10 protein-coding genes and 2 pseudogenes are annotated in these 12,187 nt (G+C 55.9%); 7 read left to right on the top strand and 5 right to left on the bottom strand.

Annotation, left to right across the window (positions count from 1 at the left end; genetic code table 11):
• Window positions 1-102: 102 nt before the first annotated feature.
• Window positions 103-312, bottom strand: a complete 210-nt coding sequence (locus ACOZK4_RS04000; RefSeq protein ID WP_421590661.1) for a cold-shock protein — start codon at window positions 310-312, stop codon at window positions 103-105.
• Window positions 313-1,605: 1,293 nt separating this feature from the next.
• Window positions 1,606-2,595 carry a hypothetical protein gene (locus tag ACOZK4_RS04005; protein WP_421590554.1) on the bottom strand — a complete coding sequence of 330 codons (990 nt, stop codon included), beginning with the start codon at window positions 2,593-2,595 and terminating at the stop codon, window positions 1,606-1,608.
• 198 nt (window positions 2,596-2,793) lie between these two features.
• Here ACOZK4_RS04005 and ACOZK4_RS04010 point away from each other — a divergent pair, with 198 nt between their 5' ends.
• The 4 genes and pseudogenes from ACOZK4_RS04010 to ACOZK4_RS04025 all read left to right on the top strand — a co-directional run bounded on the left by ACOZK4_RS04010 (window position 2,794) and on the right by ACOZK4_RS04025 (window position 7,957).
• On the top strand, window positions 2,794-2,991 hold the full coding sequence (locus ACOZK4_RS04010) for a hypothetical protein (protein ID WP_421590555.1): 198 nt from the start codon (window positions 2,794-2,796) through the stop codon (window positions 2,989-2,991).
• A gap of 27 nt (window positions 2,992-3,018) precedes the next feature.
• Window positions 3,019-3,362 (top strand): annotated as a pseudogene (locus ACOZK4_RS04015) (IS6 family transposase); the annotation flags it as partial.
• Window positions 3,363-3,863: 501 nt separating this feature from the next.
• Window positions 3,864-5,636 carry a DUF262 domain-containing protein gene (locus ACOZK4_RS04020; RefSeq protein ID WP_421590556.1) on the top strand — a complete coding sequence of 591 codons (1,773 nt, stop codon included), beginning with the start codon at window positions 3,864-3,866 and terminating at the stop codon, window positions 5,634-5,636.
• A complete protein-coding gene (locus tag ACOZK4_RS04025; protein ID WP_421590557.1) occupies window positions 5,633-7,957 on the top strand; it encodes a GmrSD restriction endonuclease domain-containing protein in 2,325 nt (774 codons plus the stop codon). The genes ACOZK4_RS04020 and ACOZK4_RS04025 overlap by 4 nt, the downstream gene beginning before the upstream one ends.
• Window positions 7,958-8,076: 119 nt before the next feature.
• Here ACOZK4_RS04025 and ACOZK4_RS04030 read toward each other — a convergent pair.
• Window positions 8,077-8,838, bottom strand: a pseudogene (locus tag ACOZK4_RS04030) (IS5 family transposase).
• A 184-nt stretch (window positions 8,839-9,022) separates the two neighbouring features.
• Here ACOZK4_RS04030 and ACOZK4_RS04035 point away from each other — a divergent pair.
• Both ACOZK4_RS04035 and ACOZK4_RS04040 read left to right on the top strand, forming a co-directional pair.
• The gene (locus ACOZK4_RS04035; protein ID WP_421590559.1) at window positions 9,023-9,205 is read left to right on the top strand and encodes a hypothetical protein; all 183 of its coding nucleotides are present in this window, start codon (window positions 9,023-9,025) and stop codon (window positions 9,203-9,205) included.
• 235 nt (window positions 9,206-9,440) lie between these two features.
• The gene (locus ACOZK4_RS04040) at window positions 9,441-9,773 is read left to right on the top strand and encodes a hypothetical protein (RefSeq protein ID WP_421590561.1); all 333 of its coding nucleotides are present in this window, start codon (window positions 9,441-9,443) and stop codon (window positions 9,771-9,773) included.
• Between the two features lie 74 nt (window positions 9,774-9,847).
• Here ACOZK4_RS04040 and ACOZK4_RS04045 read toward each other — a convergent pair whose 3' ends face one another.
• Window positions 9,848-10,465, bottom strand: a complete 618-nt coding sequence (locus ACOZK4_RS04045) for a 4-carboxy-4-hydroxy-2-oxoadipate aldolase/oxaloacetate decarboxylase (RefSeq protein ID WP_421590562.1) — start codon at window positions 10,463-10,465, stop codon at window positions 9,848-9,850.
• Window positions 10,465-10,860: a VOC family protein gene (locus ACOZK4_RS04050; RefSeq protein ID WP_421590563.1), complete on the bottom strand. Its 396-nt coding sequence runs from the start codon at window positions 10,858-10,860 to the stop codon at window positions 10,465-10,467. The genes ACOZK4_RS04045 and ACOZK4_RS04050 overlap by 1 nt, the downstream gene beginning before the upstream one ends.
• A gap of 232 nt (window positions 10,861-11,092) precedes the next feature.
• Between ACOZK4_RS04050 and ACOZK4_RS04055 the strand changes: the two genes are divergently transcribed.
• On the top strand, window positions 11,093-12,136 hold the full coding sequence (locus ACOZK4_RS04055) for an ABC transporter substrate-binding protein (RefSeq protein WP_421590564.1): 1,044 nt from the start codon (window positions 11,093-11,095) through the stop codon (window positions 12,134-12,136).
• Window positions 12,137-12,187 lie beyond the last annotated feature (51 nt).

Here is a 12,187-nt window from a genome sequence, read left to right on the forward strand (position 1 = left end):
CATTTTTTGGTTTTCCCCGCGGGCGTTGGTTGCGCTGGTATCCTGAGGTTGACGCGAGGTGGCAGCTGCATATGAACTGCGGCAGTGCGGAAGCATCGTCTGTCAGGACCCGATCAGGATGATGTGGCCGGCTTGCTGCTTTCCATTCCGGTCGGCAATCATCTGGAATGACAAACGCTGATTATCTTTCAATCGAGCCAAGCCGATTTCCTCGATCGCACGGATACCAACAAAGATGTCTTTGTCCTGGTTGTCAGGCTTGATAAAGCCATACCCTTTCTTCTGATCGAACCACTTCACGGTCCCGATCAGGCGACTGGTATGAAAATGCCGCCATCGGTCCTCGAGGCAGTGCGCGGCGAAAGTGATCTTTTTCTCACGAATATTCTCTCTCACAATTCCGGACCGGAGCAGGTGCTCCAACGCAGCGAGCAGAGGTTTGGCACGAATGCCTTCGCCAACGATCTGATCGCGCGAGAGAGAAGAGTCTTTCCGGCTTGTCAGGCGATTCAGGATGTCCTGCCGATCTTCCATCGCGCCTTCAGCCTTCGACTTGTCTGCTATAATTGACATCACCAGACGATCGAGGTGAGCGCTGATGTCGTTTCTCTTGAGGGACGTCGCAACCTCTATGGCGAGTTCATAGCCTAGACCTTCCAATGCTTTGCCAGCAGAGTAACAGGTGGCCTTGTCATGACCGAAGACGGCAAGAACATCGCTCACCGCTTCAGCATCAAGAGGGTAGAGATCGACCAGGCATAAGTTTCCCTTGCGCACCTCCGAAGCCAGCGCGGGTGAGGCGTCGAGGCGGAACTTGTTCGTACCGGCTGTCATGACCAGCTGAACTCTGTTTCTACGGGCAGCCCGGAGCAGAAGTGCCATGTCCGACAAACGGAATTGCGAAAGATCATCGATCGCAAGAATGCCACCCTGGTTATTGATGGCGAATGCCTTGATCATCGCGTTTACAAGAGCGCGCTCTGCTTTGCCGGGAACCTCATCGAAGTTCCCGTTCAACTCCTCGCGGCTGGCATATCTTTCCAGCCTGCGCTGATCCACGCCCTCCCAGCCGTGGGACAGTGCCTCCCGACACAGTGTCGCCGCGAGGCCGCCCCTTGATGACCGACGACGCCAATTCTCCCCTATCACGCGCACACACTGGGCACTCTTCGTCAGGAACTGCAGTGCGAAGGTCTTTCCCGAACCCGGCGGTCCAATCAGTACGATACTCTTTCTTGCTCTCAGGAAATCAGCGGCACGCAGCACTTCCGGACGTATCAAGCCGTGTTCCACACGGTAGTCGCGATCGGATAACGGGTGCTCATCCTCTTTAACCTCCACGACGCCCTTTGCCGATCGAGCGGCCTTGCGCTGTTCACGCGAAAGATGGCCGGCGCGGAACCTTGCGCCGTCGAGGACCGCGCCGCGGAAGGAAATTCCCCGCATGTCGGACATGGAGAAATCTACGCTTCTCCAATCGCTGTGCTCGAAGAAGGTATGGGGATCTTCACCAATCTCCAGGAGGCAGGAGATCCAGTCATCGCACCTGGAAGCTTCAAGTCTGCGAAGTTTGGTCTTGAACCGGGTCGGGATATCCATGTCAGGTCAGTCCCAAAGTTTTGCCTGGCAAAGCACGGTGTCTGCGCCATCCTCTGCTTCCAGGCTTCTGCGCAGCGCCTTTTCGAGAAGTCGCCTCCTGATCTGCGACCTGATTTCGTTCGGACCATCGACTGCGCCATGGTCCACCCTTACATTCACGACATCCAGCCCGTTCGGCTGCACACAGATCGTGACCTTGTCCTCAGGATGCATTCTGCCTTCGACATGGCATATTTCTCCAAGCCGCAATTTACCGGCAAGAGTTGCTCCGGGCTCTTCGGCGTTTATGTTCCATGCACACGCGACTCCTTCGCTCCCGGGGCCCATGCAGTTGATCGTCTTTCCGTTGATGGTGGCGATGCCGAGATCGCCGAGGAAGTCGGTCCCATCGACGATCGCGGAGTCCGCGAGATGCAGCTGAAGTGAAGCCGATCTCACCTGCACGCTGCCGGAGTAAGTCCGGCCGTCGGCGGAGTCGGTCCAGTCGTTCAGCGAAGGTCCAAAATAAGCCGTCGTCTCGATCGAGATGGTTTGCTCGACATCGGGGCTGGTAGACAGGGAATTTGACTTTCGCGGATACATCGCCACCTGGAGGTTCGCGAGGTTTCGGGCGAGCGCGGTTGACGTGGCGATTCTACGTGTGGCCTCGTCTGAATGAAACGAACGGGCCAAATGGAAGCACAAGGAATTCTCCGGGACGCCGAGCAGTGTCTCGATGAAATTCCAAATATCCCGAGGGACTCCTTTCTTCGTATCACCCTGAAACCAGCGTTGAAGCGTTGAACGGTCCTGAGGAGGGGACTTGGCGAATGGCGTCCTGGCGTGCCGGCGCTTGACGAGCACGACGATTGCATCGAGGGCGATCGTCTTCTTTCCGTTTGCCTTGATAAAATGCTCGGAGGCGCTGAGCGCCACACGAGCAGCGTCGACCTTAACCTGTACGAACCTATTTTCCATCATCGCGGCCTCCGACGGTTTTTCTACCATGTCGAGCAAGGAGCGCAATCTTTCTCGGTTTCGCACAGTTCTGTAGTTCCTGCACAAAATACGTGGAAAATGCACACAGACGCGGGGATCTGCAGAATTGCATATTTTCAATACTTTGCGAAACCGGAATGCGTGGAAGAGCACACTGATCGCGTGCAGGCTCCTAGAACCGAAGCGGATGGACCGCTGAGTGAACCAGGAGTTCTCATGAAATACGATGAATTCATCCGCCGCCTGAAAGCGATCGCAGGCCTGATCCTCATCCTCGTCAAGATCTGGATTGCCTTGGTCCCCGCCAACGCTGACGAAGAGGTATGCCCGTGGCGATCGCCGCCGACGACCGAGCACTTGTTCGCTATGGAGGCCCAGGTGACTACGCTTGCGGGGTATTGCCAAGTTGTTTGAGGCATGCGTTGCAGGTATCGAGGCACGATGAAATTGCCGAGCGCTTTTCCCCGTCTGAGGGTTTTCGTTTTCCGCGTGAGATCGTCGCTTATGCGGTTTGGGCCTACCATCGCTTTGCCCTGAGCACGGCCGATGTGGAGGATCTGCTAGCGGAGCGCGGCGTGATCGTCAGCCGGGAGACCGTTCGTCTTTGGATCAATCGTTTTGGCCGCCATTTTGCCACCTGCATTCGCCGGAACCGGCCAAAGCCGAATGACAAGTGGCACATGGATGAGGCTGCCATTGTGATCGGCGGCAAGAAATTCTGGCTCTGGCGGGCAATCGACGCTGACGGCGATGTACTCGACATCCTGGTTCAGCCACATCGCAACACAGATCGGTACTCCTGCCGCCGCTGTCACAAGGGGCGACGTGTCTTAGTAACCGCGCCGCTAGGTGAAATAGGGCATCACTCGGTGAGCAACTTCAGAGGGTTAGCGTAGGTAGAACAACAAGTCGTTAGTTCGAGTCCGTTCAAGAGCGTGGGCTACGGCAGCTTTGGCCAATTCCGGACTGCCGTATCAGGTGTCTGCATTCGCAGTTGGGCCAGAATCGGGGAGCAGCCGGCCTGCCAGTACCAGATCTTCCATTCCTGCAGCCTAAGCGTTTAACTGAAACCGTCCGCCGAAATATTTACGGATAAAACCCGCCTCACATCGTCGGTGCCGTAGCGGTTCTAGATTTGAACCACTTGAACGCTCGATACTTCCAACTGCGCGCATCGGCCACGCTGTTGATTTATGCTGACGCTTTTACCTAAGATTGTAAAAAGTCTTCGAACCCGTATGGTTACCCGATCGCTCGAATCAAGCTTATGCTGCCCGAGGTTTTTAGTGCTAGCCGACACATACGAACTTACACAAACCGCCGTACGAAGCCCACGCCTTCAGAAAGTCGGAGGAAAAGGCGGGATCGAAGGCGAGTATTTCGTTCCTGCCTATCAACGGGGTTACCGCTGGGGGGGACATGAAGTTGAAGCTCTGCTCAGCGACATTTACGCAGACGGCAGCCGCGCGCCAACCGACAACTACTGTCTGCAGCCGATAGTGGTGAAACGGCGTGCTGGCGAAGGAGCTTACGAGCTGATCGACGGCCAGCAACGTCTAACGACGCTTTATTTGATCTACCGCTATCTCAACACCGAAGTCGGGGTGGACACAGGTCACCGGTTTTCCCTCTTGTACGAAACGCGGCCAGCCAGCCGGGAGTATCTGCGGTCTCTCGATGCTGAGCGGATGAACGACAACATTGATTTCTACCATATGCACGCGGCCTACGAGTGCATCAGGAGCTGGTTTGCGGAGACGGCGGCTCGCCTTGCTACGCCCTCTAAACTCCTAGCGTTCAAGGTCTTAGATTATCTCGAGAACCTCGTTTACGTTATCTGGTACGAACCCGATAACATCGATGCGACCACTCTCTTCATTCGCCTTAACGTCGGACGTATTCCCCTTACCAATGCAGAACTGGTCAAGGCGCTGCTGCTTTCGAAGGATCTTGACGCCCACAATTTTCAGCGGCGAGTAGAAATCGGGTCGCAATGGGACGCTATCGAACAGGACCTTCAGCAGCCGGAGTTCTGGGCTTTTCTCAGCAATAGCGATGGTGCGGACTATCCGACTCGTATCGAACTCTTGTTCGATCTCATGGCGAAACGCCGGCCAGATGAGAAAGACCGCTTTTTCACGTTCCTGCATTTCAAGAACGCATTGGACGGAAGAGCCAAAGCGAAGTCAACGAGTGTGTGGGCGACAATCGTCCAGTGCTACCAAGTCCTCCGAGAATGGTTCGAGGACCGCGATCTCTATCACAAGCTGGGCTATCTGATAACGACCGGGACTTCTCTGCGTCAGCTGCTGGATCTTTCTGAGCTGGAGAAGACGAAGTCGGCCTTCGGCCGCGCCGTCGATCAGTTGATAATCCGCTCAGTCGGGCTCTCTCCGGCAGCCGTCATGGAGTTGAACTATGAAACCGGGTCCCGGAAATGCGAGAGCGTGCTGCTCCTGTTCAACGTCGAGACTGTAAGGCGGCTCAAGCATTCGACCGAGCGGTATCCTTTCCACGCTCACAAGTCTGAGAAATGGTCTTTGGAACACATTCATGCTCAAAATGCCGAACTGCTGACCACCGCCGAGGAATGGCGTCATTGGCTAATAGATGGCAAAGCGGCGCTGGAGAAGGTGCGCTTTGAAGACCCAGTTTCTGAGTCCGAAAGACAAAATGTTATCTCAGAAGTAGAGAAATCGCTCTCCTCCCAACTGACCGAAAGCAGATTCACGAGGCTTTCGCGGAGGGTGACCACTCTGCTCAGCCCGGAGGGCGATGACGACTCTATTCAAGGGATCGCCAACCTTGCTCTTCTTTCCAGGCCCATCAACAGCAGTCTTGGCAACCGAGCATTCGCCGTGAAAAGATTGAAGGTTATTGATTATGACCGCAGCGGGGCGTTCATACCGATCTGCACAAGGCAGGTTTTCCTAAAGTATTTCGTCGACGCTGGAAGCGAACAAATGCATTTGTGGAGCCGGGAAGACAGGCAAAGTTATTTGGAGGCATTGATCTCGAAGGATCGGGGCGTAGGACAGTATCTGGTTGGTGCCCAATGACCAAAACCTCGTTTCGCAACATGCTTCGTTCTTCGGATATCGAGATCATCGAGATCCCTATAATCCAACGAGACTTCGCCCAAGGACGGCAGAACATCGAGGTCAAGCGGATACGGCGATCCTTCCTTGATGTCCTCAAGCAGGCACTGACGAGCGAGGAAGAAATCAGCTTGGACTTCGTTTACGGAGACACCAAGGGTGGGCGCTTTATTCCGCTAGACGGGCAACAGCGGCTGACATCGCTGTACCTGTTGCATTGGTATTTGGCAGTCCGCTGTCGAGTCTCCGATGAAGAGCGGGATTTTATCAAGCGATTCACCTATCACACGCGCTTTTCGTCGCGCGACTTTTGCGCGAAGCTCGCAACGATCTGCCCCTTACTGAACGACTGTCGGATCTCTGAATGGCTTCAGGACCAGCATTGGTTTGCCGGCTCGTGGAGGAAGGACCCCACGATCCAATCCATGCTGGTGGTTCTCGACGACATCCAGGCATTGTTCGCCGATGTCAGTGATGGATCCTGCCTTGTCGCATGGACCCGCCTGACGTCCGAGAGCAACCCTAGTATCACGTTCGAACTCCTCTCGCTCGAGGAGATGGGACTTACCGACGAGCTCTACATCAAGATGAATTCGCGCGGGAAGCCACTCACGGAATTCGAGCACTTTAAAGCGCAGTTCGAACAGGTGTTGAAAGAGTTTGAGGAAGCATTGCCTCCGGCCCGCGAGCAAACTGGTCGCTACGCAAAGTTCGCTAAGAAGATAGATCAGGACTGGGCGGATCTGATCTGGCCTTTTCGAGGTGCGAACGACAATGCCGACGAAGAGTTCCTGCGCCTTTTTAGGTTCATTACCGACATCACGATTTGGCGTCAGGGCCTTGATGGCCGTCCCGCGGACGAGGATCTAGAAGCGACTGCCAAGGCGATCTACGGAGGTCCCGAAACAGAAGTCACGCTTGCTGCCCAGGATGGCCTGTTCTCAGTGCTGGACGGCCTCCATGCGGAGTTCGCTTTTGCGACGACGATGTCGGACATCGATAATTGGTTTCAAAAGCTGTTCGCGAATGACGAACACAGGGCAGGCACCGTCACTATCTTCGGCGACGTTAATCTCCTCGAGGACTGCTGCAGAAGCTACGGGCTAACCCAAGGACGTAACCGAGCTTTCAGCTTGCCGAGAACTCTCCTGCTTCATGCGGTCATCGAGTACATCGTCACCGATTCCAGGCCTTCGCGAGACGAACTAAACGAGAGGATGCGTTGCCTACGGAACGTAATCTTCGCATCCCAAAACGAAATTCGCGTCGAGATTATCCGCCCGCTTCTCGACGAAGTCTCTGCCTATATTGTCAGCGGACATCTGGCGGCGCTCAAGAGCTTCAATCGAGCGCAGGTCGAGGAAGAAGTCGCAAAAGCTTCTTTTCTGTCGGCAAATCGATCGGTCGAACTAGGTGAGACAATGTACCGATTGGAGGATCATGATCTTCTTCGAGGCAATCTCGCGATGTTTGACTTGAATGTAGACGAGCGGGTATTCATTCGACGCGCCCGCGCGTTCGACGCTATTTTTTCGGGAAAAACGTCGTACGAGCAGGTATCGCAAGCATTTCTGGCGTGCGGTGACTACTCGCAGAAGATTGCTGGCGACCGTTTTCAGTTCGCAAGTCCATCTCTTACGAGCGTCTGGCGCGACCTCTTCGTTGCGCGGAGCAGACCGGGGGTCGATAATACCAAGGCTACGCTTACGAAACTGTTAGACGCAGTTCACGACGAAGGGCTCGTCGATATTGAAGCGGCCCTCCGCAAGATTTCGGAAGATTATCTGCGGGAGGCTGTGGCGTCGAAGAAATACGATTGGCGCTACTATATGACGAAATACCCGGTCATGCGCTCGGGGAAGAGCGGCATTTTTATTTCGTCGAGCTACAAGATGGGCTTCGACCTTTGTATGATGGAGCAAACGCGGCTGAGCAGTTACTACTCCGACCCTTATGTCCGCGCAGTCTTGGAACTGGCTGGGGTGCCGCAAGATAAGTACTTTTTGGTCTGGCATTACGGTTATGCCGGATATGAAGCGGATAGTCGCTGGAGTCTTTACTCGACCAACAATCGGCACTTCGTGCGGGTTACTCAGGAGGGTTTCGAGATCAAATCCGGCCGTAAGTTGAGGATACAGACCATCTTGGACGAACACGGTGTTGACGGCGACGGGAGGCTGAACGTTCGTCAATCCACCATCGCTGGTATCGTGTTCGACAGAAAGGACCGCATTGTGAAGGCGGCCGAATTAGTGACGGAAATAGTCGAAGGCGAAGACTAGGCCCGGTGCGAGAGTCGCAGCGAACAGATTCCTGTACGAGCAGTGCGATCCATTCGTTTCCGCAAGCGTCATCTGCACTGTGTCAGTTAACTATCTACCCTAGGCTCAGGACTCGTTGATCAGAGCCAGAAGATAACGGTTGCAGCGAGAGCGATGGCGGAGAGGAAGGCCATTGGGCACCTGTCATAGCGCGTCGCGACACGCCGCCAGTCTTTGAGACGCCCGAACATGATCTCGATCCGGTTGCGCCGTTTGTAACGCCGTTTGTCGTATTTGATGGTCTTGTTGCGGGATTTCCTACCCGGAATGCAGGGAGTGATCCCCTTCGCCTGTAAAGCGTCACGATACCAGTCGGCATCATAGCCACGGTCGGCCAGTAGCCATTTGGCCTGGGGAAGCTCATCAAGCAAGGCGGCAGCACCGGTGTAATCGCTGACCTGACCGGCCGTTATGAAGAAACGGATCGGGCGGCCACTCGCATCCGTTACGGCATGAAGCTTGGTGTTCATGCCGCCTTTCGTGCGCCCAATCAGGCGGCCCGCGCCCCCTTTTTTACCCGCAGGCTGGAAGCCGTGCGGTGGGCCTTCAGATAGGTCGCGTCGATCATGATCGTCTTGTGCTCTGCAGCTTCGGGCACGGCCAGGCCGTCCATCATCTGGATAAAGATGCCTTTATCGCCCCAGCGTTTCCAGCGGTTATAAAGCGTCTTCGCCGGGCCATACTCCTTCGGCGCATCGCACCACCTGAGCCCGTTGCGGTTGACGAAGATGATGCCGCTCAGAACGCGTCGATCATCAACGCGCTGGCGACCATGGCTCTTGGGAAAATAGGGCTGAAGACGAGCCATTTGCTCGTCGGTCAGCCAAAAACAAATTGCTCATCAGTCAGACTCCTATACGCCAGCCTGAATCACAGCCGTTTCTGCAAATCAATGGGTCCTGAGCCTAGAGAACTCCATGGTTGCGACGGCCGCCGAGCCGGGCCTCAAATGGGCGCAGCCTCACTTATCCGCGAGGAAAAGTGCTAGGCGGCTGCACCGCCTATATCGATAATGCAGAGGCCTGCATGGCCGAGGCCGGCGAGATCGTGACGGCGCTTCGCTCGGGAATTCTGAAGGCCGCTAATCTCATCCCCCTTGGTAAAGGTGTGCTTGCGCCACCGCGGCGAACGGATAGATCGGTTTTCAAGTCCGTGGGTGTTGCCGTGCAGGACTGGGCGGTGATGAAGGTTCTCAGCGACGCAGTGTGAAATCGAAGGCGTGATTCTATCGACGGTCTGAACGGTTCTTCCTTCGGGAAAACCGCTGATTTGCAGGACAAAGATCGCGAAATACCTGTTCCCCGCCTCTGGGGGGCCTTGCTGCCGTCGAGCTGGTCTCGACGGCAGCCTTTTTGTTTTGGGGCGCGCGACACTCTTGAGCCCAATGGTTTTGCCTGTGCCGCTCGAGCGAGCCGCTCCACCTGGCGAGAGCCGGCTAGTCGGGTTGCGGGAGTCGATTGAGGTTGGCGGCCCGCGAGGCGAGGATCTCCGCAACGCGATCGGTCGCCAGCCGCGCGTCGTCATGTCTGTTCGCCGTGCTCTCGACGGCTTCATCGGGCGGGCGACCGATAGCTTTCCGGCGCGTAGTGAACCGGACCAGAAGGGAACTGTCATGCGAGACATTTCGAAGAACTATATCAGCGGCGCTTGGGTCAATCCGTCCACTGACGACACACAGGATATCGTCAATCCCGCGACAGGATTGGTATCGGGCCGGTTGGCGCTCAGCACGGCGGAGGACGTGGATCTCGCGGTATCTGCGCACGGATGGCCTTGAGCCGTTTCGAGTACAGGTTCCACAATCTGGATACAGATGCTTTCTGCGAACTGAGTTGGTCTGCGCGGAGAGGATCAGCAATATTTCCGCAGATCGAGGAGATCGAGCGTTAACGCCCCCAGCCTAAGTTTGGAGCGGACGTCGATCTCCTGCTCAAGCCGCTGCTGCACACCCCCAATTACTGTAGGCACATCAGATTTTGCAACGCAGGTGACGCCGTCGTCATCGGCGACGATCAGGTCTCCCTGTTCGATCCTCACGCCTGCGCAATCCATGGCGATGCCGATTTGGCCGGGACTGGTTTTCGTTGCGCCCTTTATCGACAGGCCGCGAGCCCAGACGGGGAAATCCAGCTTTTGCAGTTCGGCGCGGTCGCGGACGAACCCGTCGACAACAATACCTGCAATGCCGCGGACGGCGGCGGCTTCGGCAAGGATGTCGCCGAGGTAACCGCAACAATCTCCATGGCCCGCCACCACTAGAATATCACCCTCGTGCGCCTCGGCCACGGCACGATGCAAAGCAAGATTGTCGCCGCGTGTACAGACCACACAGAAAGCGGGACCTGCGATTTGACGCGATGAGCTTATGCGGGAAACCGTAGGGTCGAGATTGCCCTTTCGACCGTAGGCTTCGTACACGGTGGCAGCACCGGCCGTTGCAAGGCGCCGGACGATGTCTTCGTTCCACATCACATTTCCTCCATAAGTTCTATACGGCAGCCGGGCAGGGGTTCGAAGAAAGCTATCTTGCGCGTTCCAAAGCCACCGCTGATGACTTGCGGTCCCCAGATCAACGCCTTCGACCAGGCATCTTCTTCGAGCATGCTTGCAAGGTCAGGAACGCCATAGCTTACATGAAGAAAGCCCAGCGCGGGCAGTACTGAAGGTGTGTCGTAAAGGGCCGCCTTGAAGAAGTTGACCTTCACACCACCAAAGCTGGCCTCAAAAAAGATGTCGCCGTCGATCTCGTGGCGCGCGTTCATGGTCCAACCGGGCGTTTGTTCGATGAACACTTCAGCTTCGGCCAGATCGTCTACCCGAAATGCCAGATTAACCAGCGCTGCCTCTTTCCCGCGATTGTTCATGAATATTCAGCCCTCACATCCTGATGAGACGAGTAAGGCCAAACGCGGGCACAAGCAAGCGTGTTGTTCTATGCGATACAAAAATTTCTATATGAGGAAATAAATATGAAGTTTGCGCTTGACCTCGCCAAAATCCCAGCGTTTAGTGTGCGATAAATAAAAATGTTGTTTTTAGGACAACTCGGGGAATTCCATTGCCAGTGCTCTGCTGGCCCAAACGCGGGAGACTTTAATGCGCCGTACCATTTATCTGACCAGCGCCCTGATCGCCTTTGCCAGCGCTGCATTTGCTCAGGATGTGACTCTCGTCATCAACAGTCCTGGGGGTGCGGTGCAGGAGGGCGGTCGGGCGGTTCTCTGGGGGCCGGCTGCCAAGAAGCTCAGTTTCGCGGTCAAGGAAGAAACCGCCGATAAGGCTCTGGATGTGCTGCGGCTGGAAGTCGGCGCAAATGCGTTGAAAACCGATATCATCATGATGAGTGGTTACGAGGCTGCCATCGCGGGTGCGGAAGGCATGCTCGAGCCGCTGGACTACAAGACCATTGATTCCTCGAAATTCCTGCCCGGCACGGCCGCGCCGTTTTGTGTCGGCGCGTATGGTTATGCCGCCGTGATGGCGTGGAACACAAAGACCTACAAGGAGCCGTCGCCAGCGAGCTGGGCGGATTTCTGGGATACGTCCAAATTCCCCGGACGCCGCGCGATGCGGTCCAACGCGGAGGCGCAGGTTGAAATGGCGCTTCTGGCGGACGGCGTGGCAGCAAAGGATCTTTACGCGGTTCTTGCCACTGACGAAGGCATGACGCGCGCTATCGACAAGATCGCGACGCTCAAGCCGAACATCGCCGTCTGGTGGTCTTCGGGTGCCCAGCACGGCCAGCTGATGAGAGACGGCGAGGTCGATATGACGACGGGGTGGAACGGGCGCTTCGAAACCGCCAAGAAGGACGGTGGCAGTGTCGACTTCACCTACAACCAGGCCATTCTCGCTTATGATTGCTTCGCCATCCCAAAAGGTTCCCCGAACAAGGATGCTGCGATGCAGATGCTTAAGGAGATGTCCAGCGCGGAGTCCCAGGCGGGCTTGACGAAATTCGTGTCCTATGGCCCGGTCAATATGGGTGCTTATGAAACGGGATTGATCGAGCCGGCGACGGCCGCGGTTCTGCCGACCAACCCGAAGAATGCGCAAAGCATGATTGTGCAGGATGTGGACTGGTGGGCGAAGAACAACGACAAGATCCAGACCTTGTTCGAGGATATGATGACGGAGTGAATCTTCACCCGCGAAAACCTGCCAATTCTTCAATGGATGACCGAACAGCCG

It is taken from the genome of Shinella sp. M27 (assembly GCF_049199905.1).
Classification (GTDB): Bacteria; Pseudomonadota; Alphaproteobacteria; order Rhizobiales; family Rhizobiaceae; genus Shinella.

What these genes read in the sequence shown, in the direction of transcription:
- ACOZK4_RS04045 (WP_421590562.1), bottom strand. Translation starts at nt 10,465, where the DNA reads ATGTGGAACGAAGACATCGTCCGGCGCCTTGCAACGGCCGGTGCTGCC.
- ACOZK4_RS04025 (WP_421590557.1), top strand. Translation starts at nt 5,633, where the DNA reads ATGACCAAAACCTCGTTTCGCAACATGCTTCGTTCTTCGGATATCGAG.
- ACOZK4_RS04055 (WP_421590564.1), top strand. Translation starts at nt 11,093, where the DNA reads ATGCGCCGTACCATTTATCTGACCAGCGCCCTGATCGCCTTTGCCAGC.
- ACOZK4_RS04035 (WP_421590559.1), top strand. Translation starts at nt 9,023, where the DNA reads ATGGCCGAGGCCGGCGAGATCGTGACGGCGCTTCGCTCGGGAATTCTG.
- ACOZK4_RS04010 (WP_421590555.1), top strand. Translation starts at nt 2,794, where the DNA reads ATGAAATACGATGAATTCATCCGCCGCCTGAAAGCGATCGCAGGCCTG.
- ACOZK4_RS04050 (WP_421590563.1), bottom strand. Translation starts at nt 10,860, where the DNA reads ATGAACAATCGCGGGAAAGAGGCAGCGCTGGTTAATCTGGCATTTCGG.